Source organism: Mesorhizobium sp. P2_E9, assembly GCF_056403815.1.
Genome location: NZ_JBFUET010000019.1, coordinates 90,976 through 116,009, shown reverse-complemented (window position 1 = coordinate 116,009; position 25,034 = coordinate 90,976). Strand labels below are relative to the sequence as shown.

The window sequence follows — 25,034 nt, the reverse complement described above, 5'->3', positions numbered from 1 at the left end:
AATATGGCTGACTGGTTTCAAGATCTGTCCAATTTGGACAAATACGATCGTGTTGTGAACCATGCGAACCGCCCGCCCCGACGCCATCGCACCGGCTCTCCTTTTCGGATAGATCCCTGCGCCGATGCGTTGGGCCATTGCGTTCTGCAATATCAGCGAATATGCTTGTTGTACGATCGTTCAACAAGCGTGTTTGCGAAGCCCCAATGACCTGCAACCCCCGCTATGAAATCCTGTTCGAGCCGATGCGCATCGGGCCGGTCACCGCGCCGAACCGCTTCTATCAGGTGCCGCATGCCAGCGGCATGACCAACGCGCTGCCGCGTGTTCGTGCAGCCTTTCGCGAAGCCAAGGCCGAGGGCGGCTGGGGCGTGATCTGCACCGGCGCCTGTTCGATCGACCCCAGTTCGGACGACGCGCCGCTGCCTTTCGCCACGCTGTGGGACGACAACGACATCCGCGCCCATGCGCTGATGACGGAAGCCGTGCACCGCCACGGCTCGCTGGCCGGCGTGGAACTGTGGCATGGCGGCGCGTCCGTCATGAACCGGACAAGCCGCCTGCCGCCGCTGTCGCCATCGGGAATTCCCTGGATGGCCACGCATGTCGGCTTCATGGGCAATTTGCGGCCGAAGACAATGGACAAGGCCGATATCCGCGAGGTGCTGCGATGCCAGGCCGAAGCGGCGCGCAAGGCGCGCACCGCCGGCTTCGACGTCGTCTATGTCTATGCCGGCATGGGCTATCTCGGCTACGAATTCCTGCTGCCCGAATACAATCATCGCGCCGACGAATATGGCGGATCAATCGAGAACCGCGTGCGCTTCGTGCGCGAGATGATCGAGGTCACCAAGGACGCCGTCGGCAAGGATTGCGGCGTCGCCTTGCGCGTCAGCCTCGAGGAACTGCGCGGCCGTCCCGGCCGACATCAGCCCTCCGAAGCGCACGAACTGATCGAGCTGCTGGCCGACCTGCCCGACCTGTTCGACGTCAAGATGGATTCCAGTCCGACCGACTGTTCGGCCTCGCGCTTCACCGGAGAAGGCAGCCACGAGCCGGTGATCGATTTCGTCAAATCGCTGACCAAAAAACCGGTGGTCGGCGTCGGCCGCTTCACCTCGCCGGACACCATGGTGTCGCAGATCAAACGCGGCGTGCTCGACTTCATCGGCGGCGCGCGGCCCTCCATCGCCGACCCCTTCCTGCCGGCCAAGATCCGCGAGGGCCGCGAGGCCGAGATTCGCGAATGCATCGGCTGCAACATCTGCATTTCCAGCTGGCATGACGGCGTGCCGGTGCGCTGCACCCAGAACCCGACAGCCGGCGAGGAATGGCGGCGCGGTTGGCATCCCGAGCGGGTCGAGCGCACCGATGCGCCGGAACGCATCCTGATTGTCGGCGGCGGACCGGCCGGGCTTGAATGCGCCCTGACCCTCGGCCGCCGCGGCCACGAGGTGACGCTCGCCGACAGCAGCCGCAGCTTCGGCGGGCGGCTGACTTTTGAGAAGACGCTGCCCGGCCTGTCGGCATGGAACCGCGTCGTCGAGTACCGCCTCGGCCGCCTCGACGAGATGACCAATGTCTCGCTCTATCCCGAAAGCACTCTGGGCGTGGACGAGATCATCGATCTGGCGCCGGAGCGTGTGGTGGTCGCGACCGGCGCCCACTGGACCAACATGCTCTATTCCGCGATGGAGATTCCGGTCGGCACGCTCGACCACCCGGAAGTGTTCACACCCGACGACATCGCTGCCGGTCGGCTTCCGCAGGGACCGACGCTGGTCTTCGATTTCGACAATTACTACATGGGCGGCGTCCTTACCGAGCATCTGGCGGCACATGGCATTCCGGTCAGCTATGTGACCCCCGCCGGCCAGGCGTCGGCCTGGACGATCATGACCAATGAATTGCCGCTGGTGCATCGCGCGCTTGCACGGCGCAAGGTGCCGGTGACGACGCTGCATCTGCTGAAAGCCTTCGACGGCGAGACAGCGACGCTGGCGCATCTGTTCACCGGCGAAGAGACCCGTGTGGCCTGCCGCTCCGTGCTGGTCGTCGGGCTTCGGCTGCCGCGCAACGAGCTGTTCGAGGCGCTGACGGAACGCAGCAACGATCTTGCGACCGCCGGCATAAGCAGCGTCGATCGCATCGGCGACACCCTGGCGCCGGGCGCCATCGCCCACGCCGTGCACAGCGGCCACAAGCTGGCTCGGGAGATCGGCACAAAAATTCGCTGGCAGCCCTACCGCCGCGACACACCGATCGTCGATGCGGTCGCGGATTTCGATATGCGCACAGCAGCCGAATAGGAGGACGCATGGAACGTACTGTTGCACGTCGCAGACCCGGCCGCCCGCAACGCGAGATCGGCGGCATCGAACAGCGGCCGTGGAAGCAGCTGACACGTCCCTACGCACCGATCGAGATCCTGTCGGCGGATCAGGTCCAGACGATCCACGAAATGGGCCTGACCATTCTCGAGGAGATTGGCATGCGCGTGCTGCAGCCGCAGGCGCGGCAGTTTTATCGCGCTGCCGGCTGTGATGTCGACGAAGGCGAGATGCGGGTGCGCTTCGACCGCGCGATGGTGATGGAGCGCGTCGCCATGGCGCCGTCATCCTTCGAACTGCGCGCCCGCAATCCGCAGAAAAACGTCAAGGTTGGCGGACGGCACTGCATCCTGTCATCGGTCGGCGGGCCTGCCTATGTCATGGACAATGATCGCGGCCGCCGTCCCGGCACCTATGCCGAGATGTGCGATTATTTGAAGCTGATCCAGTCGTTCAACGTGCTGCATCAGGAAGGCGGCGGGCCGTTCGAGCCGCTCGACCTGCACCAGAACACGCGCCATCTCGACCTCTACTATGCTGAGATCACCTTGCTAGACAAGAACTGGCAGCCACAGACGCTCGGCCGCGGTCGCGCCACCGACGCGCTGGAAATGGTGGCGATTTCGCTCGGCACGACGCGCGAAAATCTTGCCCAGGAGATGCCTGTCTTCACCGGCATCATCAACACCAACTCACCGCTGCAGCTCGACGAGCCGATGGCCGAGGGGCTGATCACATTGGCCGATCATGGACAGGTCAATGTCATCACGCCATTCACGCTGGCCGGCGCGATGAGCCCGGTGACGCTTGCCGGCGCGCTGTCGCAGCAGCATGCCGAGGCGCTGGCCGGTATCGTGCTGACCCAGATCGTGCGCCCCGGCGTGCCGGTGATGTATGGCGGCTTCACCTCCAATGTCGACATGAAGACCGGCGCACCCGCCTTCGGCACGCCCGAATACACGCAGGCCGCGCAGATCACCGGGCAGCTCTGCCGGCTGATCGGCGTGCCGTTCCGCTCCAGCAATGTCACCGCCGCCAATTCCGTCGATGCACAGGCCGCCTATGAGAGCGCCATGTCGCTGTGGGGCTGCCTGATGGGCGGCGCCAATCTCGTGCTGCATGCCGCCGGCTGGCTCGGCGGCGGGCTGACGGCATCGTTCGAGAAGCTGGTCATCGACGCCGAGATGCTGCAGATGATGTCGGCCTATTTCGACCCACCCGTGGTCGACATCGACACGCTGGCGCTGGAAGCGGTTCGCGAGGTCGGCCCGGCCGGGCATTTCTTCGGTGCGGCACACACGATGCAGCGCTACGAACGCGCCTTCTATTCGCCGATGGTGTCCAACTGGGACAATTACGACACCTGGATGGAGCGCGGCCAGATCACCGCGCGCGAGCGCGCCAACGTCGTGTGGAAGCGCATGGTCGCCGAATACGAACAGCCGCCGATCGACCCCGGCATCGACGAGGCGCTGCGCGACTACATGGAGCGGCGGAAACGTGAGGGCGGTTCGCCGCTGAATTGAGTGGGCGAAGGTTGATGCGAGGCGCCGACCCGCAATCGTTATCCGCCCCGCAGCGGCCCCACCTGCCCCTCAAGCATCTCGAACCCCGCAGCCTCCGCCCCCTGCGGCGTCACCACGCTTTCATCGAGACACCATTCGAGCCACAACCCGTCGACCAAAGCGATGAAATTGCGCGCCAGCGCGGGCGCGTCGACTTGCCTGCCGCGCGGTACGGCAACCGCGGCAATGTCCTCGGCGAGTTCCGCCCGGTAGGCATCATAGAGTTCGCGATGCGCCGCCTTGAGGCGTGGGTTGACGGCGATCTCGCCCCACAGCGACAGCCAGATCAGCAGGTTCTCGCGGCTGAAATACTCCGGCGAAAAATTGGAGTGCACCAGGGCGGCAAGTGCCGCTTGCGGTGACCAGTCGGAAGTCTCCGCGCGGCGGCGCTTGGCTTCGGCGATCTGGTTGTTGACGCTGGCATAGAGCGAGGATTTGTAGACCTCGACCAGCAAGCCGTCGAGGCTTTCGAAATGGTGGTTGATGAGGCCGCGCGAGACGCCGGCCTCCTTGCAGATGCGATCGATGGTGAAGGCGCCGATGCCGCCGACGGACAGGCAGCGCGTCGCCGCCTCGATCAGCATGGAGCGGCGCACATCGGCCTGTTCGCGGCTGAAGCGCGGTGGCGATTTCTTCGCGCCGCGCTTCTTTTTTGCACCGTCAGGCTGGGCTTCCGTCATGCAACCCAGCTAGCCGATTGTGGCTTTCCTGTCCATGAAAGCGTTCACGCCTTCTTCTTGAACAGCACCGGATTGGGATGACCGTCCGGATAAATAACCGGATCGAAAGCTGTCTTGTGGATGGCGACCAGCGGCTGGTGGCAGATGAAGACGAAACCGCCGGACTGCTCCATCAGATCCTCCATGCGGTTCGACAGTGCGATGCGCTTGGCCTCGTCGCTTTCCGCAACCAGCTGCTGGTAGCTGGTTTCGAACTCCGCGCTGTCGAAGCCGGACCAGTTGTAGGCGCCGATCTGGTCGGGTCGGAACCAGACCAGGTTCTCGGACGGATCGATGCCGCCGGCGAAATCCATCAGCGCCAGATCGATGTTCTTGTAGCCATCGCCCTGCGTCTTGTCGCCGACGCCCCAGAAGGCGGCTTCGTCATAGGGCTGGATCTCGACCTTGATGCCGGCCTGCTCGAGGCTGGCCTGGATGATCTGAGCGGTCGCCGTGCGAATGGAATCGTTCATCACCGTCAGGGTAAGCGACAGGTCGCTGACGCCGGCCTCTTTGAGCAGCGCGGCGGACTTCTCATAGTCGACTGCTGCGATCAGATTGCTGGCGCGCGCGAATTTGGTACCCGGCTGGACGACGCCGGTGGAGCGCTTGGTGAGGTCGTCATAGACGCCGGTGAGGACCTGCCCGACATCGACGCCATACTGCACCGCCTGGCGGACCTTCAGATCCTTGAGCCGTGGGCTCAGCATGTTGATCGTCAGCCAGACATAGCGCGTCGACTGCGCCTCGATCAGCGTCGTGTCGGCGGGTGGGCTCGCCTTGACCGCCTTGGTCGCCGAAATGGCGATCTTGGTGTAGTCGAAGGCATCGGCCTCGTAGGCGAGCTGGGCGGCTTGGTCGTCGGACACAACATAGATCTCGACCTTCGAAAAGTCCGGCTTCGGACCCGGCCAGTCAGGGTTGGCGGTCAGCGTCACCTTCTGCTTCTGCTGCCAGTCGGAGAAGAGGTAGGGCCCGCATGTCGCCGGCGGCTGCGTCGTGAACTTGCCGCCCGCCTTCTCGGTGCCGGCGCGGCTGATGATGTGGCCGCCATAGTAGGGCAGGCTGGTGACGAAGATCGGCTGATAAGGTTCCTTCAGATGGATGATGCCTGAGCGGGCATCGACGACCTCGACGCGATCGAGTTTTTCGAACTGGTAGGCCCAGGGCGATGCGAGAGCCTTGTCGGCGATGCGCTCGAACGAGAATTTCACGTCGTCAGCAGTGACCGCGCCAAAACCACCAGACCATTTCAGCCCGTCGATCAGGGTGAAGGCGATGGTCTTCGGATCTTTCTGCTCGAGCTTTTCGGCACCCCACAGCGACCAGGGCGAGCCTTTCCGGATGTCGCCGAAATGGTTCAGCGATACATAGATGCCGCGCATCATGACATCCTCGATGCCGCCATTCATGAAGGCAGGATCGAGGCATTGCAGATCGCCTTCCATGCGGATGCGCAACGTGTCGCCGGCGGCCGACCAGGCAAAGCCTGGCTTCATCGCCAGGCCGGCGCCGAGTGCGCCAGCCGCCTTCAGGAATGCACGTCTGTCCATGGTCCATTGTGTCATGTCAGTTTCCCCTTTGGTTTGCGGAAGCGCGTGAGAAGGCTTCCCGTTCTTGCCCGCCTGTCTCAAGCGGGAAATGGCAGCGCACCATCCGGTCGGCACCCATCGGCCGATAGGCCGGCGCCTCGGTTTTGCAACGCTCGCGTGCGATCGGGCAGCGCGTGTGGAACTCGCACCCCGAGGGCCGCCGGAACACGCTCGGAATCTCGCCGGTGACGGCAGGGGTCTGGCTACGCCGGCGCGGATCGGGGATCGGCTCGGACTGGATCAGCGTCGCGGTGTAGGGATGCATCGGCGCCGAAAACACGTCCTGCGTCGGCCCGGTCTCGACCAGCCGGCCGAGATACATGATGGCCAGCCGGTCGCTGACATGGCGGATCATGGCGAGGTTGTGGGTGACGATCATGGCGGCAAAACTGAGTTCGCGCTTGAGCTCGCCGATCAGGTTGAGAACGTCGCCTTGGACCGACACATCTAGCCCCGCGGTCGGCTCGTCAGCGAGCAGCAGATGCGGCTTCATCGCCAGGGCCCGCGCGACACCGACGCGGCGCGCCTGCCCGCCCGACAGCTCATGCGGGAAGCGGTCGACGAAAGAGGCCGGCAGGCCGACCAGCGCCAGCAGCGCCTTGGCCGCGGCGCGGCGGTCCGGCATCGGCACGCCTTGGATGATCTGCGGTTCGGTGAGTAGCGTGCCGATGCGCAGGCGCGGGCTGAGCGACGCGACCGGATCCTGGAACATCATCGCCGAGCGCCGGCGCATGGCTCGGAAATCGGCCGGCGTTGCCACGTCCCTGCCCTCGAAGACGATGCGGCCCGCAGCGGCTCGTATGAGGCCCAGGATGGTGCGGGCCAGCGTCGTCTTGCCGGAGCCGGATTCGCCGACCAGCCCAAGCGTCTCGCCCGGCATCAGCGACAGCGTCACGCCATCGATGACGTTGAAGCCCGGCAGCGGGAACGGATTGATCAGCCGGTTGAGCAAGCCGCCGCGCACGAAGCTCACAGAGAGGTCTTCGACGGCAAGCAGCGGGATCATGGCGTCACCGCATGGCAGCGCGCGACATGGGCAGCGGCGAGTTTGACCAGCGGCGGCGCGATGGAACCGCATGGCGCGAAGGCGCGGTCGCAGCGCGGTGCGTAGACGCATCCGATCGGCGGCTGGGTCAGGTTGGGCAGTGATCCCGGAATGGTCGGCAGCCGGTCCAGCCGCTCGTGGAAGCGCGCGGGATCGCAGGCGAGCAGCGCTTGCGTGTAGGGATGCCTGGCGTCGTGGAAGATCGCGTCGACTTCGCCGCCCTCGACCACCTCGCCGGCATACATGACATAGACGCGGTCGCAGAGTTCGGCGATGACGCCGAGATGGTGCGAGACGACGATGATGATGCCGTTGTACTCGCGCCTCAATTCGCGCAGCAGATGGATGATCTGCGCCTCCATGGTGACGTCGAGCGCCGTCGTCGGCTCGTCTGCGATGAGCAGGCCGGGATCGGTCAGCAGAGCGGCGGCAATGGCGACGCGCTGGCGCATGCCGCCGGACAGTTCATGCGGATAGCTCTGCATGCGCCGTTCGGCGTCGGCGATGCCGACACGGCCAAGCATGGCGGCGATGCGCGCCCGCTTCTGCGCCCGGCCAAGATCCTTGCGGTGATGCTGGAAGTCGACGAGCTGGTCGCCGATGGTCAGCACCGGGTTGAAGGCCGTCATCGGATCCTGGCTGACCAGCGCGATCTCGTCACCGCGCAGCAGGCGCTGCCGGTGCGCGTCGAGCTTTGCCAGGTCGACACCGTTGTAGTGGATCGACCCGTCGATGCGGGCGTTGGCTGGCAGCAGATTGGCCAAAGCGGTGACCAGCGTGGACTTGCCGCAGCCGCTCTCGCCAACAATGCCGATCACCTCGCCCGGCTGTGCCTCGATGTCGACATGGCGCAGAGCGTGTACGGCGCCATGCGGCGTCTCGTAGCGGACGCTGAGGTCGCTGGCGGCGAGCGAGCCGGTCATGCCGGCCTCCGCAACTGCAGGCGCGGATCGAGATAATCACGCAGCCCTTCACCGAGAAAGGTGAAGCCGAGCGTCGCCAGCACCAATGGCAGGCCGCCGAAGATGACCATGAAGGGTGCGGCGCGGATCGAGGTGTAGCCGTCATAGAGGATCGAGCCCCAGGACGGCGTCGGCGGCCGCACACCCAGGCCAAGGAAGCTCAGGCCGGCCTCGACCATGATGACGACCGGAATGTCCATCGAAAGAAGGATGATCAGCGGGCCGATGACATTGGGCAGCAGATGGATGAAGATGATGCGCGCGGCACTGGCATCGATCAGGCGTTCGGCGAGGATGTAGTCGCTGTTCTTCAGCGCCAGCGTCTGCGCCCGGATCAGCCTGGCATAGCTTGGAAACGAGGTCGCGGCGATGACGATGATCAGCGTGCCGGTGCCGGCGCCGAGCACGGTGATGATGGCGAGCGCGAACATGATCATCGGCAGCGAGTTCAGGCTGTCGAACGTGAGCACCAGGATGGCATCGAGCCAGCGCGGACCGTAGCCGGCGATCAGGCCGAGCATCAGGCCGATGGCGCCGGCGATGGCCACCGACACCATGGCGATGGTCAGCGCCGTGCGTGCGCCGTAGATGACCCGCGACAGCAGATCGCGGCCGAGATGATCGGTGCCGAACCAGTGCTCGACCGATGGCGGCTGCAGCTTGTGCAGCACGTCGATCTTGACCGGCGAATAGGGCGCCAGCCACGGCGCGAAGAGCGCGGTGCCGACGAAGCCGGTGACCAGGATCAGCGCCACGCAGGTGAACGGATCGGCAAGCAGCGCACGCAGCAGCGGAAACCGTTGTCGGTCTGGGACGGACAACGAGGCGTCAGCCACGGAAGACATCGCGCACCCTCGGATCGAGCCGCGCGATCAAAAGATCGGCGGCAATGGTGATGGAGACATAGATGGCGGTCATGATCAGCACCGTGCCCATGACGACCGGATAGTTGCGGGTGTTGACGGCGTCGGTGATCAGCTTGCCGATGCCCGGCCGGGCAAACACCGCCTCGACGAAGACGGCGCTGGACAGGATGCTGCCAAGGCCGACGGCAACCAGCGAAATGGTCGGGATGATGGCGATGCGCAATGCGTATTTGGAGACGATCTTCCACTCCGGCAAACCAAACGAGCGCGCGGTGCGGATGTGCGGCTCGCCCATCACCTCCATCATCGAGGCGCGCACCATGCGGGCGATGTAACCGATCCAGCCGAGCGCGATCGCCGCCGCCGGCATCACCAGCGCCTTGGCCTGGCTGACGAAGTCGCCGGCCTCGCCGGCGCCGATCGCCGGCAGCCAGCGCAGCGTGACGGCAAACAGCAGCAGCGAATAGATAGCGACGACGAAGGACGGCACGGCAATGACGCCGACCGAGAGCACGCCGATGACGGCATCGGCCGCGGTGCCGCGCCGCATCACCGACAGGCAGCCTAGCGGCACGCCGATGAGGAGCGCGACGGTAAGCGCCGTCAGGCCGAGGATCAGCGTGTTCGGCAGCGCTTCCAGCACCAGTGTGGAAACGGGCCGGTTCGACCACACGTCATAACCGAGGTTGCCGGTCAGCGCGTTGCGGAAGAATTCGATGATCTGCCACCAGACCGGCTGGTCGAGCCCCATGCGCTCGATCAGCAGCCGCTTCAGTTCCGGCGTTGCGCGCGGACCAAGCGCGACGGTTGCGGGGTCACCCGGCACCAGGAAGACGGCCGCATACATGGCAATCATGACGAGGACGAGGATCAGGAGGCCGAGACCGATGCGCTTCACTGCATATGCGAGCATGGCCTCCTCCCCTCCTCAGGCGAAATCGCGCCTGATGCGCAGGGTTGCCGAGGCGCTGTGGACGAGCATGCCCCGTTCTCGCGCCTCGAGCCGCCAGCTCAAATTGAAATGGGTTTCATCCGCCGTCAGTTCAGTCACCCCGATCGCTTCGGTGTCGGCCTCGCCGCTGGCAATCGCCCAGCGATATTCGGTGACGAGTTTCGCCGACAGCGGATCGTCCGCGCGGATGCTCATCGTGTCGCTGTTGGCTGAGGAAACGGTGATGGCGCGATCGTCATAGCGCCTGCGTCCATGGTCCGAGGACAGCGCAATGGTCTGCATGCCCGACCCGACATCATCGGTGACGATGCGGCGATCAAAACCCTCGTCCAGCGTTGTGGTCGGAACCGGCGGCGCGGTTTCGGCCGGCTCGAAGCGGACGTCACGGTCACGTGGCGACGGCGGACGCACCGGCAGCATCACCGTGCTGTCGCCGGTCACGACCGACAGCGTCGACGGCTTCGGCTGCGGCCACAGGATCGGCCAATGCTGGTTGGCCAGCGCCAGCCGGATACGATGGCCCTTGGGAATGGTGCGGGCGAAATCGTTAAGCTTCAGCTTGACGCGAAAAGGCGTCCCGACAGGACACGGTGTCGGATGCTCATGGCTGTCGCGGTGGCTGAGATTGAGCACGCCATAGGTCATCAGCGCCGAGGTGCCGTCGGGATAGACATCGCAGAGCCGAGCGGCGAGATTGACATGCGGCTGGTCGACCGTAACGAGCAGATCGAGTTCCGGCGCGCCGAGCAAAGTCAGGTCATCATCCAGCGGCGGTGTGTCGAAGCACAGCGCCATGCCGTCCTCGCGGCGCTGGTCGATGGGCATGTCCGGACACGAGCCGCCATAGCCGCCCCAGCGACCACAATCGCGGCCGGCGGTCGCCGGCGATTGTACCGAAAGCACCGCGCCCGGCGCGGCCTCGCTGCTCAACCCGGCAGCATTCAGATGCAGAGCGCGGCGCTCGATGCGCGGCGACGGCCACTGATCCTCGGCGGCCCAGCTTCCGGCATGGTCGGGGAGATAGAAAGGTTGCGGCCGCTCTTCGCCGGTGACCCAGACGCGGTAAAGCGGCTCGTCCATGATGCCGGTGTCTTCGCCGCAGAGCCAATGCCGCCACCAGCGCAGCGCCTCCTGCAGATAGCCGATCAGCGGTCCCGGCGCACCGCGGCAGGGATAGGCATGCGACCAAGGCCCGACAATGCCGAGCTTCGGCCCCGGCAGATGTTCGAGCAGGCGCGGCACGAAGTTCGAATAGCTGTCCTCCCAGCCGCAGACGGCCATGACGGCGCATTCGATCGCGGCGTGGTCTTCGCAGACGGATCCCTGCCGCCAATAATCGTCACGGCGCTGATGTGCGAGCCACACTTCCGAGAGCGAGCTTGTCGCAGCAAGCCGGCTCATCCACATGGCGTGCCAGGCGTCGCCGACGATCTGCGGATCGGGCGCCATCGCCTTCTTCACCAGCATGAAGTTCGACCACATCTCCTGCTCGGTCAGCAGCGCGCCGCCCATATAGTGGATGTCGTCGGCGTAGCGGTCGTCGGTGGCGCAGTTGGCGATGATGGCCTTCAAGGCGGGCGGCCGGCGCGCCGCGACCTGCAGCGCGTTGAAGCCGCCCCAGGAAATGCCGGTCATGCCGACATTGCCGTTGCACCAGGCCTGGGCCGCGAGATGGGCAATGATCTCGCAGGCGTCTTCCTGTTCGCGCGGCAGATATTCGTCGGCCAGGTCGCCGTCGGAATCGCCGCTGCCGCGAATGTCTATGCGGGCGCAGGCAATGCCGTGACCGGCGAGCCAAGGATGGATGTCGATGTCGCGCGCCACCGTGCCGTCACGGCGGCGATAGGGCACCATCTCGACGACGACAGGCACCTTGTCCACGGTGCGCGGACGCCACAGCGTCGCGGCAATGCGGGTGCCATCGGCCAGCGTGATCCACAGCGGATCGACGGTTTCGACGGCAAAGGGAAACTCGGTTCGTACCACGGCAGGTACCCGCAAATGCTCTTGTTGAACGTTCGTACAACAAGAGCATTTGCGGTGCAATCCCGCTTCGTCTTTTTGACGCTGAATGCGAACCGTACTTCGACGGCCGTGAGGCGCCGTTAGACTTTCTGGTCGGATGGAGGCCTATGTGGAGCTGGAGGCGCCTCGTCAGTGGATGCAGTCCCCCGGCCCGAGGATCATCTCGGTTCGGGCATGGTCGAGGCGGATGCGCCTCTCCAGCGACGTTGCAACGGGTTCAGGCGGTGCGGCAGGCTGCGTCGTAGTCGGCCAGCACCTGGCCGATCGCTGCGTGAAGAATGGCCTCGGGATTGCCGGCCGGTCCAAGCCCGGACGGCAGCGTCGGCAGGAACTGCCGCATCAGCGTTTCGGGAATGGCAACGCCGGCAAGCGCCTCACGCAGGCGGCCGACGGCAACGCTGGCCGTTGGATTGCTCCAATAATAGCGGATGCGGTCGCTGTAGCTGTAGTGGCGCTGCAGATAGCGATCCGCTTCATTGCCGTGATAGTGGCCGTGCCAATGGCCGGGAGCGGCCAGCATCACGCGTTCCATCGTACGCGCAAGCGACCTGTCGCCATAGTCCGCGATCATTTCGGAGGCGATCAGGTCGAGCCCGTAAAGCGCCTCGCGCAGCGCGAAGGTCAGGCCTGGACCCACTTTAAGGATCGGAAAGCCATTGCCGACAAGGGCGGTCAGCGCAGCGCGGCTCTGGTAGTCGGTGGAATGCGCCTCGTAGACGAGGGACGGTTCCTCGTCGAGCAAACCGGTCAGCGGCTTCGATGCCTCCGGCCTGTAGGCGACGACGTTCTGGCTGCCGAACTCGACGCCAGGCTGCACCACCACGGCGATGACGCGGCCAAATGCTTCCGTCAGCCCTTCCCTGGCAAAGATCTCGCGATGAACCTCGATCGTGCGCCGCGCCGCCGCCGCCTCGGTGGGCTTCAGGTCATTGATCGCATGATCGACGCCGCCGGGAGCTGGAACCTCGGTGCCGATAATGTAGACCGGCAAGGCGCCACCGGTGGCGCGGGCCGCCTTTTCGGCCGCCTTCGCCAGCCGCGCGGCCCGTGTCGCGATGGTCTCGTCGTCGAGGGCCGCCGGCTCGCCGGCACATCCCATCGACGCATCGAGATGGATCTTGCTGAAGCCGGCCCAGACGTAAGCCGTGACCATGGCTTCGGCCTTGCTCATCGCTTGTGCTGCCGGTTCCGTGCGCCACGGGTTCGGCCCCAGATGATCGCCGCCGAAGATGATGCGCCGGGGATCGAGCCCTTCCTTGCCGGCGATCTCGAGCACGAAAGCGATGAACAGGTCCGGGGACATCCCGGTGTAACCGCCGAACTGGTTGACCTGATTGCAGGTCGCCTCGATCAGCAGGCTGCTTTCCTTGTCCCTGACGGCGCGCCGGATGGCCGTCTGGATCACCAGCGGATGGGCCGAGCAGATCGAGGTGATGCCGTAGGGCGCCCCGTTTCTGCGCGCGGTGGCGAGGCCTGCGAGCGGGTTGGTGGTCATGTCGCCCTCTGCGTCCCGGCGATGAAGCCGTCCAGCACATCGAAGCCGGCGGTGCCTTCCATGGGCCCGCGCCGCGTGACGTTGCGGGCGCCGGCGGCATTGGCATAAAACAGCGCCTTGGCCGGCTCCATGCCCTTGCGCCGGCAGGTGAGATAGGTCGCGCCGAAACAGTCGCCGGCGCCGGTCGGGTCGACTTCCTCGACCCGGAAACCGGCGCAGTCGATCCTGGCGCCGTCAGCGCCGAACCAGGACGAGCCGGCGGCCCCGCGCTTCAGCACGATCTCGCCGACGCCCCTGGCAAACAACGCCTTCACCGCCTGGCATTCGTCATCGACCCCGGCGGCGGCAAGCAACTCGTCGCCGGAGGGCAACAGCAGATCAGCATCGTCGACCAGGGCTGAAAATTGCGCGCCGTCGGCGCCGTCGATCAGTTCCTTGCGCACATTCGGATCGAAAGAGGTCGAGCCACCACGGACCCGCACCGATTTCAAGGCATAGGCGACGATCTCCTTCAGCCCTGCTACCGACAAGGTCGAGCCCATGACATGCAGATGGCCGGCCCTGTCCGCCAGCGCACGCGCCGCGTCGGTGAGACGGATTTGCCCGGCCGCGGATTCGGCTATGTTGTAGACGAAGTCCCTGCCGCCGTCGGGCCTGTAGCGCACGAACGCGCTTCCCGTGGGGTAGCGGTCGCTGACCGACACAGCCGAGACGTCGACGCCGTCGCGCCTCAGCCTTTCCAGGTTGATCGTTCCAAAATCGTCGCGGCCAACGCAGCCGATGAGCCCGGCGCCGCCGCCGAGCCTTGCCACCTGATCGATGAAGATGGCCGGCGCACCGCTGGGGAATGGACCGACCAGCGTCAACGGTTCGAGGAAACCCAGACCGGGGTCCGTCGCCATGATCTCGACCAGGATTTCTCCGGCGGTAATCGTCGGCCCCGCGGCTTCGGAGGCGATCTGCCTTCGGCGGCTCATTGCTGCAATTCCATTTCTCCCCCAGCCGGACCGGATGCTGTCACAGTAGCACCAGCCCCACGATAGCGCTTGGCTGCAGCCGAGGTAAATCGCGGCAAGCGCGAAGTCAACAGAAACTGCACGCATGTACACTTATTTTGCTGCGCATGCGGTCTTCTTGAATATGCCGAGCAAGGAATATCGACCGGCTTGGCGGCGCTATGGCGCCGAAATCAAGCATGGCCGCCTTGACTCGGCTTTCCCATAGCGCAATAAAATGTATACGCATGTCCACTTACACATGCGCATTCGTAAAGGAGGAGACGAAATGCCTATCGGTAAGCGTATCGGAATTCTTGGCCTGTCGGCCGCCGTTTCGGCACTGGCGGCAAATGCCGCCCTGTCCGAGGAGATCACGGTTGCGACAGTCAACAATGGCGACATGATCATCATGCAGAAGCTGTCGCCCGAATGGGAGAAGGCGACAGGAAACAAGGTGAACTGGGTGGTGCTCGAGGAAAACGTGCTGCGCGAGCGGGTCACCACCGACATCGCCACCAAGGGCGGCCAGTTCGACGTGATGACGATCGGCGGCTATGAGACGCCGATCTGGGGCAAGAGCGGCTGGCTGACATCGCTCAACGATCTCGGCGACGATTATGACTATGACGACCTGATCGCGCCGGTGCGCAGCGGCCTGACGGTCGACGGCAAGCTCTATGCCGTGCCCTTCTACGCCGAAAGCTCGTTCACACTCTACCGCAAGGATCTGTTCGACGCCGCCGGCCTGAAGATGCCGGAGCAGCCGACCTATGACCAGATCACGGAATTCGCCGACAAGCTAACCGACAAGTCGAAGGAGCAATACGGCCTGTGCCTGCGCGGCAAGCCGGGCTGGGGCGAGAACATGGCCTTCGTCGGCACGCTTGTGAACACGTTCGGCGGCCGCTGGTTCGATATGGACTGGAAGCCGCAGCTCAACTCGGACGCGTGGAAGAAGGCGATCGGCTGGTATGTCGACACGATGAAGAAGGATGGACCTCCGGGAATAAGCTCCAACGGCTTCAACGAGAACCAGACCTTGTTCGCCTCCGGCCATTGCGCCATGTGGATCGACGCCACGTCCGCAGCGGGTCGCGTCTATGATCCCAAGCAGAGCAAGGTCGCCGACAAGGTTGGTTTCGCCAAGGCGCCGGTGGCGGTCACACCGAACGGCTCGGCCTGGGGCTGGGCATGGAGCCTCGCCATCCCGACCTCGACCAAGAAGGCGGATGTGGCAAAATCCTTCGTCAAATGGGCGACGTCGAAAGCCTATGTCCAGCGCGTCGGCGAGACCGAAGGCTGGGTCGCGGCACCGCCGGGAACGCGCAAATCGACCTATGCCAGCGCCGACTACCAGAAGGCGGCGCCCTTCGCCGCAACGGTCCTTGCCGCGATCGAATCCGCCGACCCGACCAAGCAGACCAAGGATCCGGTTCCCTATACCGGCATCCAGTTCGTCGCCATCCCCGAATTCCAGGGCATTGGCACCGATGTCGGTCAGGCGATTGCCGCTGCGGTGACCGGTCAGCAGTCGGTCGATGATGCGCTGAATGGCGCCCAGACCGCCGTGGAGAAGACGATGACGGAAGCCGGCTACATCAAGTAGCTGGCTCGAGCGACACGACCAGACCAGGGGGCGGAACGTGCGCCGCCTCCTGGCGATCCCGGCCTGTCATACCTCCCGTTGCAGCGGGCCGGGAGGATGCACGGATCCGCCGAGGCAACTCCAGGAAAATTGCGGTGCGGTTTTCCCTCCGGAATTGCGTGAGCAACCGGCAGGTCCGTGCGTTCCTCGCGGCAATCTGGCGAAAAGCGTGTAACGGTTTTCCCGCAGGAATTGCCTGAGAAGACGCCGCCACGCATCCGCCGGCAGGCGCCAAATATCGTTTCGAACAGTCGGGAAAGGCTGGAACCGGATATGAAACTGAAGAGCAAGACGGCCCTGATTACCGGCGGCGCGCGCGGCATTGGCCTCGGCTTCGCGCAAGCTTTCGTGCGCGAAGGCGCCAGCGTGGTGATTGCCGATATCGACATCGACCGCGCGACGCGGGCCGCCGCCGCAATCGGCTCGGCGGCCAGCGCCGTCAAGCTCGATGTCACCGACCTCGATGCGATCGACAGGGTGGCGGCGGAGGTCGACCGCGCGTCCGGCGGCATCGATATCCTGGTCAACAACGCCGCCATCTTCGACATGGCACCGATCACCGACATCACCGAAGCAAGCTACGACAGGGTTTTCGACATCAATCTCAAGGGGCCGCTGTTCATGATGAAGGCAGTGGCCAATCTGATGATCGCGCGCGGCCGCGGCGGCAAGATCATCAACATGGCAAGCCAGGCCGGCCGCCGCGGCGAGGCGCTGGTGACGCTTTATTGCGCCTCCAAGGCAGCGATCATCTCGGCGACGCAGTCGGCGGCATTGGCTCTGGTCAAGCATGGCATCAACGTCAACGCCATCGCGCCCGGCGTCGTCGACGGCGAACACTGGGAGGTCGTCGACGCCCACTTCGCCCGCTGGGAGGGCCTGAAGCCCGGCGAGAAGAAGGCGGCGGTGGCCAAGTCCGTGCCGATCGGCCGCTTCGCCAACCCTGAGGATATTGCCGGGCTTGCCGTGTTCCTCGCCTCGTCCGACAGCGACTACATCCTGGCGCAAACCTATAATGTCGATGGCGGCAACTGGATGAGCTGACGCGCTCCAAGCCCGCTGCCGAGACAAGGGAGACTGTAATGAAGGCCATCCGATTTACCGCTGCAGGCGTCGCCGGGATGGCGGATCTGGAGCTGCCAAAGGTCAAGCCTGGGCACGCTTTGGTGCGCGTCCGCGCCGCCGGCCTTTGCCATACCGACATCGAGGTGCTGCATGGCCGCTACGGCGAAGGTGCGTTCCCCCTGGTCCCCGGCCACGAATATGCTGGCACGGTCGAGGCGGTCGCCGACGATGTCACCACCGTCAAGCCGGGCGACAGGGTTGCCGTCGATCCCAACATACCGTGCGGGCACTGCGCCGCTTGCCGGAAAGGTCTGACCAATCTGTGCGCCAGCCTGAAGGCCTACGGCGTCACCGAAAATGGCGGCTTCGCGGAATTCAGCGTGGTTGCCGTCGACCATCTGCACGGGATCGGCGATCTCGCCTTCGATACGGCGGCCCTTGCCGAGCCGCTTGCCTGTGTCCTCAACGGCCTGGGTGCCGCAGGCGTCGAGGCCGGCAAAAACGTACCCAGCAATGCGCTGGTCTTCGGCGCCGGGCCGATCGGCCTGCTTTTGGCGCTGTCGCTCAGGGCCAAGGGCGTGGCAAGCGTGGCGGTCGCCGACATCAGCGAACAGCGCCTGGCCTTCGCCGACGCGCTCGGGCTGGAACCGTTGGTGTCCGGATCGCAGGCACTGTCGACCCGGGCGCTCGGCTTCGATTTCGTCGCTGACGCCACCGGCGTCGCCAAGGTGGTCGAAGGCATGATCGGCTTCACCGCCGATGGCGGCACGGCATTGGTCTTCGGCGTCTGCGCACCCGATGCCAGGATCTTGGTCGCGCCGTTCGAAATCTTCCGCCGGCAGATCAGGCTGGCGGGTTCGCATTCGTTGAACCGCAACATCCCGCAGGCGCTCGATATCCTCAAACGCGACGACGGCACGATGGCGCGGCTTGTCAGCCATCAGTTGCCGCTGTCGCAACTGCTGCCGTTCTTTGCCAAGAGCAGCGGCGACCCAACGACGATGAAGGTGCAGTTTTCCGCGCAAGCGTAGACTCAGGGCTATGCGGCTTCCCCTTGCGGGCCGATCGTTTGCGCATCCGCGAGAAAAACCCTCCGGCTTTGCGCAAATGGGTGACTCACGTAGAAGGTCGAGACGGCGGGTTCAAACAGGGGGCCATGGATGGCGAAGACGATAAGAACGATGGAGGATTTTTCTGCCTTTGTCGGTCTGTCCCGCACGACGGTTTCCAAATATTTCAACGATCCCGGTTCGGTGAGGCAAAACACCCGCAGCGCGATCGAGGCCGCGCTGAAGAAGTCCGACTTCCGACCGAGCATGTTCGCCGTCAATCTCAATCGCCGCCGCAGCAACATACTGGGAGTCATCATCCCGAATTCAACGGATCCGTTCTACATGGCGCTGACGCGCCGCATCGAGACGATCGCCAATGAAGCCGGCTTCCTGGCGTTCGTGCTCTCCTCCGACGGGCGCGCTGAAATGGAAGACCAGGCGATCCAGACGTTCCGATCGATGAACATCGCCGGCGCCATCATCGCGCCGCTTGGCGTTCAGTCTCACCACAGGATCCTGGCCGAACTCGGATCGAGCATCCCGTTGATCTATGTCGACTCGCCGCTTGACGACACCTCCTCGTTCGTCGGCACCGACAACAGGCAGAGTTTTCGGCTTATCGTCGACTATCTCTGCAGGTCTGGCGAGCCCCCCTGCTACTTCGCCATGCCGCTCGTCAACAACAACGCCTCGGCACGCCAGGACGCCTATGTCGAGGCCATGCAGCAGTTCAAGATGACGCCAGAAATCGTGCCCGTCGCCGACATCAGATCGTGGGATTTCGAAAAATTCGGCTTTGACGAAGCGCTTCGCATCCTGCAGGCGCAAGGTTTCCCGACGAAAACGGTGCTTTGCGCCAACGACCGTGTTGCCTTCGGCGTGATCGGCGCCGCGTTCCAGCTTGGCCTGAAGGTCGGCCATGGCGCGGATTGCGACCTGCGGGTTGCTGGACACGACGACCATCCCTTGTCGCGCTATGCGTGCCCACCCATCACGACGGTCGCGCAGAACTACAACGAGATCGGCCGCCTGGCCATCGAACTGCTGCTGGCGCGGCTGGATGAAAAGGCAGCGAAACGCGAAAGCGGACGCATTCTGCTCAACGCCGAACTGATGCTGCGAAGCTCAGCCTGAATTTGCGCAGAATGCGCATCGGGCGCCCGGTCCGCTGGATCAACCGCATGGCGAACGCTGTCGAGAATGGTGATCTCGAGAGGGCGCCGGCGCTCCGAGGCGGAGGCTGTCCCAGATGATTTCGGCCAGTTTGCAGCGGCGATGTATAATAATCTGGTGGGCCCGGAGGGTCAGCGTTTTCTACAGGAAATCAATACGTTAGCGGATGGTTCGCCAAACCGTTTCCTTCGTATTCACTCGTATGGTCTGGCGAACCAAAGGACCAAGAAGACGACTAGTTTTCCATGCGAGCAGTGCTCAGTTCTTTCCACAAAGAAGGTCAATCAATGCATTTTGACCATAACACTATCAGCGCAGCCGCATTGGGGCCGGAAGCTGTCCGTCAGCTTTCGGGATAATCGCGTCGATAAGAATGCGCAGAATGGCCTTGGCAGGCCTGATTCTCAACCGCCGCGCGTCGCGGTCGGATCAGCGAAGCAGAATTTCATGGACTGCCAGGGCGACGAGAGCCGCACCAGCGAACCCTTCGATGGTGCGCGTGATCGCATCGAACAGGCGCGGCCGGCTGTCAACGAAATGCATCAGGCTTTCGCGGAGCAGTATGGAGAGGACCGCCACGCTGCAAAGAGTGATCGCCACCCCTACCATCATCGTGCCGGCAAACAGCAGACCGGCCACCGGTACGCCGCGTACGATCGCGAACGTCATGACGAACAAGGTGAGCGGGCACGGAACCAGCCCCGCCATCACGCCGACCACCTCGCCCTCGTGTTTGTGGTGATGGCGGTGGCGCAGAGCGCGCCAAACCATCCAGGCGCCTATCAAGCCAAGGAGACCGCGGCTGATGTCTTCGAGCAACGGCGCCCGGCCAACGCTGCCAAGCGCGATCGAAACCAACGGCAGCGAGAGAACTGCAATCAGCACAGCGATCGTCACATGGGTGAAGGAGAGCGTCAACGAGACCAATAGCCCGCGCGCAACCTTTGCTTCCGATCCAGCGAGATAGGTCGCCAACACCGCTTTGCTATGGCCGGGCGTCAGGGCATGCGCCGCGCCGAAGAGCACGCCCATCGGCAGAAAGGCCATGAAGGCAAGCCAGCCGCCGCCGGCCGAAAGCAGTTTGATCTGCTCGGCCAGCGTCAGGTAGATCGTGCGCTGGAATTCGACGAGGGTCTGGAATAGTGCCATCGAAGCGGCTCACCCGCAGGTCAGTTCGAGGCGTGTCGCGAAAATCTTGCCGAGATCGGTTCCCGTCGGATCACTGAAGAAAGCGTCCGTCAGCTTTCCCTGGTTCTGTGCGATTGCGGTATCAGGGTCGGGACGCACCACCGAGCGCGAACAGTCTTCAGGCAGGCCGGCCACCGCGATCTTGTCGTCGCTTGTGAAATCGATGGCCGTATAGAAGGTCGGATCGTAGACACCGATGCTGACTTTGCCGGAAAGCGGCAACGTCTCCTTAGGTTTCGTGTCGAATTCGATGACGAGTTGATTGTTCTCATAGCTGGTAACAAGGTTGGCCGGCGGCGACATCGCTACGTCTTTGCCATCCACCGTGACCATTTGAAAATAATTGTACTCGGCAAGCGAGGCATGGATGGTGAGAGCGGCGGCGGCGAGTTCCTCCGCGTCGAGCACGAGATCGGAATTCTTGTCGAATTCCATCAACACGGTGCTGGAAAAGAGATCATCGAAACGCCAGAGATGCCGAAGCGATTTGACGGTTCGGTCAGCACCGATGTTCAAATCCATCTTCGCCTCGGCAAACACATGAGGATGGGCGCCCGCCGGCGCAATTGAGGCGAGCAACAATGCCACGCTGGATACTATGCCCGACAGGCGCATCTTTGGCTCGCTCTTCGCTCGTTTTCGATCACGCGGGACACCTGCCATTGCAAGCAGGCCGAAATGGGGGCGGACATAGTCGCAGGATCAAATCACCTTCAGGGTTACAGCCGCAAGAACAAGATAGCGACCGACCTTGGCGATGGTGACGAGCAGCAGGAACATGCGAAATGGTTCACGCAAGGTGCCCGCAACGACCGTCAGAGGATCGCCAACGACAGGTGCCCAGCTTAGCAGAAGCGACCATTTTCCATAGCGGCGATACCATCGTTGTGCACGCTCCAGTCCCGCTTCATTTACTGGAAACCAGGGCCGATCGCGAAAACGCTCCAAGCCGCGCCCGATCAGCCAGTTGACGACCGAGCCGAGCACGTTGCCGACACTGGCTACCGCGATCAGAAGCCAAGGCGAGTAATCCGCGAGCAGCAGCCCCACCAACACCGCTTCCGATTGCATCGGCAGGATGGTCGCGGCGATCAAGGCCGCAAGGAACAGACCCGCGTAAGCCGCCAAATCAGTCATGGACCCGCGTGTCCGCCTATCGACCTAATGATGGTGGCTTTCCGGCTCGACCATCTTGAACGGCAGAACCTGTTCCCGACCTTTTGCCGTCAGGACCAACCTCGCCTCGAACTCATGCGGCTCTGCCGGAGCAACGCTGCTCTCCAAGCGGTGGTGATCGCCGGCGACGGGTCCAAGAGCCACTGTCTCTGGCCCCTCCGGGCGATCGATGATCACAGTCGCCACCAGATCGTCGGCATGGCTGTCGACGGTGAGACGCATGCGTTCTCCGGCCGATGTGTCAACGATCTCTAGCAGTCCCGAGGCCAGATCGCTGGCGACCTTGAAAGGCTCAGGCGCGTGATGGGCATGTGAGGAACCGCTGCCCGTCGGCCCATTCTCGCCCTCCAGGCGGATATTCGCTTCGGCCAACGCCGGCAGGTGATCGAACAATTCCCTGCGTAAGGCCTCGGTGATGCCGATCAGGTCCTTTGCGCTCGCGTTATCAGCCACGCGGATGGCGACATCTGCATGCAGTCGATGGCCGATCCAGCGCGCCTGCACCTGGCTGATCCGCTCGACGCCTCGGACATGTTCGGCCGCGTGGTGGATCTCGTCGACGATACCGGGCTCGACACCGTCGAGCATGCGCGTCAGGACGGCCTTTGACGACTGCCAGACAATCGCGAAGATCGCCACCGTAATCAAGAGCCCGACAATCGGATCGGCGAGCGGAAAACCAAGCCACACACCGACGGCGCCTAGGACCACCGCCAGGCTGGTGAAGCCATCGGTGCGGGCATGATAACCATCCGCGATCAGCGCAGCGCTATTGATTTCGCGGCCGACACGGATACGGAACACGGCAACGGCTTCGTTGCCGAGGAACCCGATGATGCCGGCTGCTGCAACCCAGCCAAGAAACGCAATAGGACGCGGATTGACCAGCCTGTCGATTGCCTCGTAGCCGGCGACGATGGCGCTGAAGAGAATGATTAGAACAATCAGAATTCCGGCAAGGTCTTCAACCCGGCCTAGCCCATAGGTGAATGTCTTGCTCGGTTTGCGGCGGACCAGCATGAAGGCAATCCACAGCGGGATTGCGGTGCCTGCGTCGCCGACATTGTGGATCGTATCGGCCAGTAGCGCCACGCTGCCGGAGACAAACACGACCACGAGCTGGAGCGCTGCGGTTATCGCCAGAACGACGAAAGACCATTTGATCGCCCAGATGCCTCGCGTCGTCGTCGCGATCGTCGGGTCGATGACGCCGTGGGTGTGGCCATGGCCACCACCATCGCCATGATCGTGCCCATGGGCGCCGAAGCCCTGTGTCATCGGGCCGAAGCCGAACCAATCGCGGATTTTGTCCATCATTGCGTCTCTCACAGGTACTTGGTGATGTCCTTGAATTCGTCGATCGAGCGGCGCTGCTCGCGCGCCAGCGGTCCGACGACGTCTTCAAGGCAATGGTTGAGGTGATCCTGGATCAGCGTCTTCTTGGCCTGCGAAATGGCCTTCTCGACAGCATGAAGCTGCTGGGCGATGTCGAGGCAAGGCCGACCCGCTTGGATCATTTCGATGACGCCCTTGAGATGTCCGTCGGCGCGTTTCAGGCGCTTGACGATATCGGGGTGCGTTTCGTGGATGTGTAGCTGTTCGCTCATGGCTTTCTTCCTATCCCCCCGGAGGGGATAAGACAATATCGATTCGAGCATCCGCCGATGGCTGATAATCCTTCCAAGGCCGGGCGTTATGTTGTTTGGCATTGGTAGCCACGGCGGGACGTGACTATGCGGGCTTTGTGCCGGGTCTTAAAGGGACTTCTCCAGGCCCTCGCCGACGCGGCTGCCACGTCTTGCTCGCCGGCGAGCACCGCCCGCGGCTTCTGAGATGTATCGGCCTATACTGCAATCACAGCGAAGAGTTGTTAAAATCCCTTACGGCAAAGGTTTTCGAGATCTGCTTTTGCCATTCCCTCAATGCCGAGTGCAGGAAGAATATCATTGTCTCCCCTGAGATCGCGGCCATAAGCCGCCGACAATATGGAAATTCCAGATTCGTGGAGGGCCGCTGGATTTCCGCTGATCTTCCCCAAAAATACGGTCGGCAGCAGTCCGAACGGAACATCCTCGAGAATATAGCGGCTTTCGATAGTTGTCGGGCCAAAGCCGCCTCGGCCTTGGCGATCCATCTCCTGGTTCATTTTCGAAACGGTGCTCATGGCGACATGGAACGACAATGAAAAATGCTCTTCGACGGTGCGTACCGCTATGCCAAAACGGGCAGCGATCGCCAATCGTTCGGCGTCCAGAGCCTCGATAACGCGGCCAACGGCCGGGGTGACGTTTCCACCCTGGCTCCATCGCTCGGCCTTCTCCATGCGTGTGAGATTGAGAAGGGCAATTCCAAGATGGTTCTGCGGATTGAGGTTGCTGAGCGCGATTGCAAGCAGACCGTCCCGCTTGACGAAACGATCGCCGAACAAGGCCGTGCAAAGCTCGAACCCTTGGTCCAGCGCATTGAAAGGCAGCGTCGCGACATCAAGTTTCTGGCGAACGCTGGCAACATCGATTTCAGTTGGTCCGCGCTGGCGGCCGCTCACGAGCGTTGTGCCCCAGACGACGATCGGCAGGCTGACTTTGCGCTCCGCCAGTTGCTTGGAGAGATACAGCGCTCCGAAGGAACTGTGAGAGCTGATGATGACCGGCAATCCCTCGCTCAGATAAGGAGTGGCAGCATCCATCACCATCTTGTGGCCGTTGGCCGGTAGCGCGATTACGACGACGTCTGCATTGGCAATGGCATCCTTGCAATCCCTGGCGATGCGCACCGGTACCGTTGCCTCGATGGCCCCCGTGGCCTTCAGCAATTCGCCGGCGGCAAGCGCCTTGGTGCGCTCTCCGGACGGCGACCAAAGCATGGGGTCGTGTCCCGCTTCCGCCAAATAGGCGGCAAGGCCATAGGCAATGGCTCCGGCTCCCAGAATACTCACCCGCATGGTAATGCTCCTGTTGCAGCCATTGAGACTCCAAGACTGTCGCGGCCTTCAACCCGTGCCGAACTTGCAGCCGCGTCGTTGACCGCCTGATGCGCCGCCCGATTGCTCTTCGAGATGGCGCCGGCTAGTCGGCGTCGGATAACGGTCGGCAGGCAGCTCATGAGCAACCTCTTCGCCGCTTTTCCCGATGCCGTGGGGGTTATTCCAGGCTCCCTGTGGAGACTGCGATTCAGCTGAACGAATTC

General features: G+C 63.4%; 21 protein-coding genes. 6 read left to right on the top strand and 15 right to left on the bottom strand.

Annotation, left to right across the window (positions count from 1 at the left end; genetic code table 11):
* Positions 1 to 206 precede the first annotated feature (206 nt).
* Together AC1D05_RS29485 and AC1D05_RS29480 are read left to right on the top strand one after the other, a co-directional pair.
* Positions 207 to 2,309 carry an oxidoreductase gene (locus tag AC1D05_RS29485; protein WP_477445552.1) on the top strand — a complete coding sequence of 701 codons (2,103 nt, stop codon included), beginning with the start codon at positions 207 to 209 and terminating at the stop codon, positions 2,307 to 2,309.
* 8 nt (positions 2,310 to 2,317) lie between these two features.
* Positions 2,318 to 3,856 carry a trimethylamine methyltransferase family protein gene (locus AC1D05_RS29480; RefSeq protein WP_477445550.1) on the top strand — a complete coding sequence of 513 codons (1,539 nt, stop codon included), beginning with the start codon at positions 2,318 to 2,320 and terminating at the stop codon, positions 3,854 to 3,856.
* Between the two features lie 38 nt (positions 3,857 to 3,894).
* On the opposite strand, the gene AC1D05_RS29475 is transcribed toward AC1D05_RS29480, so the two are convergent.
* The 9 genes from AC1D05_RS29475 to AC1D05_RS29435 all read right to left on the bottom strand — a co-directional run bounded on the left by AC1D05_RS29475 (position 3,895) and on the right by AC1D05_RS29435 (position 14,528).
* Positions 3,895 to 4,575, bottom strand: coding sequence for a TetR/AcrR family transcriptional regulator (locus tag AC1D05_RS29475; RefSeq protein ID WP_477445548.1), 681 nt, complete (start codon positions 4,573 to 4,575; stop codon positions 3,895 to 3,897).
* A 44-nt stretch (positions 4,576 to 4,619) separates the two neighbouring features.
* Positions 4,620 to 6,182 carry an ABC transporter substrate-binding protein gene (locus tag AC1D05_RS29470; protein ID WP_477445546.1) on the bottom strand — a complete coding sequence of 521 codons (1,563 nt, stop codon included), beginning with the start codon at positions 6,180 to 6,182 and terminating at the stop codon, positions 4,620 to 4,622.
* A gap of 1 nt (position 6,183) precedes the next feature.
* Positions 6,184 to 7,212 (bottom strand): oligopeptide/dipeptide ABC transporter ATP-binding protein, encoded by a 1,029-nt coding sequence (locus tag AC1D05_RS29465; RefSeq protein WP_477445544.1) that lies wholly within the window; start codon positions 7,210 to 7,212, stop codon positions 6,184 to 6,186.
* The gene (locus tag AC1D05_RS29460; protein WP_477445542.1) at positions 7,209 to 8,174 is read right to left on the bottom strand and encodes an ABC transporter ATP-binding protein; all 966 of its coding nucleotides are present in this window, start codon (positions 8,172 to 8,174) and stop codon (positions 7,209 to 7,211) included. Before AC1D05_RS29460 ends, AC1D05_RS29465 begins: the two co-directional genes overlap by 4 nt.
* Positions 8,171 to 9,058 carry an ABC transporter permease gene (locus AC1D05_RS29455; RefSeq protein ID WP_477445540.1) on the bottom strand — a complete coding sequence of 296 codons (888 nt, stop codon included), beginning with the start codon at positions 9,056 to 9,058 and terminating at the stop codon, positions 8,171 to 8,173. Before AC1D05_RS29455 ends, AC1D05_RS29460 begins: the two co-directional genes overlap by 4 nt.
* The gene (locus tag AC1D05_RS29450; protein WP_027062138.1) at positions 9,042 to 9,992 is read right to left on the bottom strand and encodes an ABC transporter permease; all 951 of its coding nucleotides are present in this window, start codon (positions 9,990 to 9,992) and stop codon (positions 9,042 to 9,044) included. Before AC1D05_RS29450 ends, AC1D05_RS29455 begins: the two co-directional genes overlap by 17 nt.
* Before the next feature lie 15 nt (positions 9,993 to 10,007).
* Positions 10,008 to 12,017 (bottom strand): CocE/NonD family hydrolase, encoded by a 2,010-nt coding sequence (locus tag AC1D05_RS29445; protein ID WP_477445538.1) that lies wholly within the window; start codon positions 12,015 to 12,017, stop codon positions 10,008 to 10,010.
* Positions 12,018 to 12,273: 256 nt separating this feature from the next.
* Positions 12,274 to 13,551, bottom strand: coding sequence for a D-tagatose-bisphosphate aldolase, class II, non-catalytic subunit (locus tag AC1D05_RS29440; protein ID WP_477445536.1), 1,278 nt, complete (start codon positions 13,549 to 13,551; stop codon positions 12,274 to 12,276).
* Positions 13,548 to 14,528, bottom strand: a complete 981-nt coding sequence (locus AC1D05_RS29435; RefSeq protein ID WP_477445534.1) for a tagatose kinase — start codon at positions 14,526 to 14,528, stop codon at positions 13,548 to 13,550. Before AC1D05_RS29435 ends, AC1D05_RS29440 begins: the two co-directional genes overlap by 4 nt.
* 307 nt (positions 14,529 to 14,835) lie before the next feature.
* Here AC1D05_RS29435 and AC1D05_RS29430 point away from each other — a divergent pair, with 307 nt between their 5' ends.
* From AC1D05_RS29430 to AC1D05_RS29415, 4 genes are all read left to right on the top strand, one after another.
* A complete protein-coding gene (locus AC1D05_RS29430) occupies positions 14,836 to 16,155 on the top strand; it encodes an ABC transporter substrate-binding protein (protein WP_477445532.1) in 1,320 nt (439 codons plus the stop codon).
* Between the two features lie 312 nt (positions 16,156 to 16,467).
* Complete coding sequence (locus tag AC1D05_RS29425; RefSeq protein ID WP_477445530.1) at positions 16,468 to 17,238, top strand: L-iditol 2-dehydrogenase; 771 nt, start codon at positions 16,468 to 16,470, stop codon at positions 17,236 to 17,238.
* Positions 17,239 to 17,276: 38 nt separating this feature from the next.
* Positions 17,277 to 18,290: a zinc-dependent alcohol dehydrogenase family protein gene (locus tag AC1D05_RS29420; protein ID WP_477445528.1), complete on the top strand. Its 1,014-nt coding sequence runs from the start codon at positions 17,277 to 17,279 to the stop codon at positions 18,288 to 18,290.
* Positions 18,291 to 18,440: 150 nt separating this feature from the next.
* Positions 18,441 to 19,445 carry a LacI family DNA-binding transcriptional regulator gene (locus AC1D05_RS29415; RefSeq protein ID WP_477445632.1) on the top strand — a complete coding sequence of 335 codons (1,005 nt, stop codon included), beginning with the start codon at positions 18,441 to 18,443 and terminating at the stop codon, positions 19,443 to 19,445.
* Between the two features lie 468 nt (positions 19,446 to 19,913).
* Here the strand turns inward: AC1D05_RS29415 and AC1D05_RS29410 are convergent, their stop codons facing one another.
* The 6 genes from AC1D05_RS29410 to AC1D05_RS29385 form a co-directional block, all read right to left on the bottom strand.
* Positions 19,914 to 20,633 carry a HoxN/HupN/NixA family nickel/cobalt transporter gene (locus AC1D05_RS29410; RefSeq protein ID WP_477445526.1) on the bottom strand — a complete coding sequence of 240 codons (720 nt, stop codon included), beginning with the start codon at positions 20,631 to 20,633 and terminating at the stop codon, positions 19,914 to 19,916.
* A gap of 9 nt (positions 20,634 to 20,642) precedes the next feature.
* Positions 20,643 to 21,287: a DUF1007 family protein gene (locus tag AC1D05_RS29405; RefSeq protein WP_477445524.1), complete on the bottom strand. Its 645-nt coding sequence runs from the start codon at positions 21,285 to 21,287 to the stop codon at positions 20,643 to 20,645.
* An 87-nt stretch (positions 21,288 to 21,374) separates the two neighbouring features.
* Positions 21,375 to 21,809 (bottom strand): YqaA family protein, encoded by a 435-nt coding sequence (locus tag AC1D05_RS29400; protein WP_477445522.1) that lies wholly within the window; start codon positions 21,807 to 21,809, stop codon positions 21,375 to 21,377.
* 24 nt (positions 21,810 to 21,833) lie between these two features.
* The gene (locus AC1D05_RS29395; protein ID WP_477445520.1) at positions 21,834 to 23,165 is read right to left on the bottom strand and encodes a cation diffusion facilitator family transporter; all 1,332 of its coding nucleotides are present in this window, start codon (positions 23,163 to 23,165) and stop codon (positions 21,834 to 21,836) included.
* A gap of 8 nt (positions 23,166 to 23,173) precedes the next feature.
* Positions 23,174 to 23,455, bottom strand: coding sequence for a metal-sensing transcriptional repressor (locus AC1D05_RS29390; RefSeq protein ID WP_477445518.1), 282 nt, complete (start codon positions 23,453 to 23,455; stop codon positions 23,174 to 23,176).
* Between the two features lie 263 nt (positions 23,456 to 23,718).
* Positions 23,719 to 24,789: an NAD/NADP octopine/nopaline dehydrogenase family protein gene (locus tag AC1D05_RS29385; RefSeq protein WP_477445516.1), complete on the bottom strand. Its 1,071-nt coding sequence runs from the start codon at positions 24,787 to 24,789 to the stop codon at positions 23,719 to 23,721.
* Positions 24,790 to 25,034 lie beyond the last annotated feature (245 nt).

Coding starts and splice junctions, on each gene's coding strand:
- AC1D05_RS29405 (WP_477445524.1), bottom strand. CDS start 21,287: ATGCGCCTGTCGGGCATAGTATCCAGCGTGGCATTGTTGCTCGCCTCA.
- AC1D05_RS29470 (WP_477445546.1), bottom strand. CDS start 6,182: ATGACACAATGGACCATGGACAGACGTGCATTCCTGAAGGCGGCTGGC.
- AC1D05_RS29385 (WP_477445516.1), bottom strand. CDS start 24,789: ATGCGGGTGAGTATTCTGGGAGCCGGAGCCATTGCCTATGGCCTTGCC.
- AC1D05_RS29415 (WP_477445632.1), top strand. CDS start 18,441: ATGGAGGATTTTTCTGCCTTTGTCGGTCTGTCCCGCACGACGGTTTCC.
- AC1D05_RS29410 (WP_477445526.1), bottom strand. CDS start 20,633: ATGGCACTATTCCAGACCCTCGTCGAATTCCAGCGCACGATCTACCTG.
- AC1D05_RS29390 (WP_477445518.1), bottom strand. CDS start 23,455: ATGAGCGAACAGCTACACATCCACGAAACGCACCCCGATATCGTCAAG.
- AC1D05_RS29460 (WP_477445542.1), bottom strand. CDS start 8,174: ATGACCGGCTCGCTCGCCGCCAGCGACCTCAGCGTCCGCTACGAGACG.
- AC1D05_RS29420 (WP_477445528.1), top strand. CDS start 17,277: ATGAAGGCCATCCGATTTACCGCTGCAGGCGTCGCCGGGATGGCGGAT.
- AC1D05_RS29450 (WP_027062138.1), bottom strand. CDS start 9,992: ATGCTCGCATATGCAGTGAAGCGCATCGGTCTCGGCCTCCTGATCCTC.
- AC1D05_RS29475 (WP_477445548.1), bottom strand. CDS start 4,575: ATGACGGAAGCCCAGCCTGACGGTGCAAAAAAGAAGCGCGGCGCGAAG.
- AC1D05_RS29485 (WP_477445552.1), top strand. CDS start 207: ATGACCTGCAACCCCCGCTATGAAATCCTGTTCGAGCCGATGCGCATC.
- AC1D05_RS29455 (WP_477445540.1), bottom strand. CDS start 9,058: ATGTCTTCCGTGGCTGACGCCTCGTTGTCCGTCCCAGACCGACAACGG.
- AC1D05_RS29465 (WP_477445544.1), bottom strand. CDS start 7,212: ATGATCCCGCTGCTTGCCGTCGAAGACCTCTCTGTGAGCTTCGTGCGC.
- AC1D05_RS29435 (WP_477445534.1), bottom strand. CDS start 14,528: ATGAGCCGCCGAAGGCAGATCGCCTCCGAAGCCGCGGGGCCGACGATT.
- AC1D05_RS29430 (WP_477445532.1), top strand. CDS start 14,836: ATGCCTATCGGTAAGCGTATCGGAATTCTTGGCCTGTCGGCCGCCGTT.
- AC1D05_RS29440 (WP_477445536.1), bottom strand. CDS start 13,551: ATGACCACCAACCCGCTCGCAGGCCTCGCCACCGCGCGCAGAAACGGG.
- AC1D05_RS29395 (WP_477445520.1), bottom strand. CDS start 23,165: ATGATGGACAAAATCCGCGATTGGTTCGGCTTCGGCCCGATGACACAG.
- AC1D05_RS29480 (WP_477445550.1), top strand. CDS start 2,318: ATGGAACGTACTGTTGCACGTCGCAGACCCGGCCGCCCGCAACGCGAG.
- AC1D05_RS29400 (WP_477445522.1), bottom strand. CDS start 21,809: ATGACTGATTTGGCGGCTTACGCGGGTCTGTTCCTTGCGGCCTTGATC.
- AC1D05_RS29425 (WP_477445530.1), top strand. CDS start 16,468: ATGAAACTGAAGAGCAAGACGGCCCTGATTACCGGCGGCGCGCGCGGC.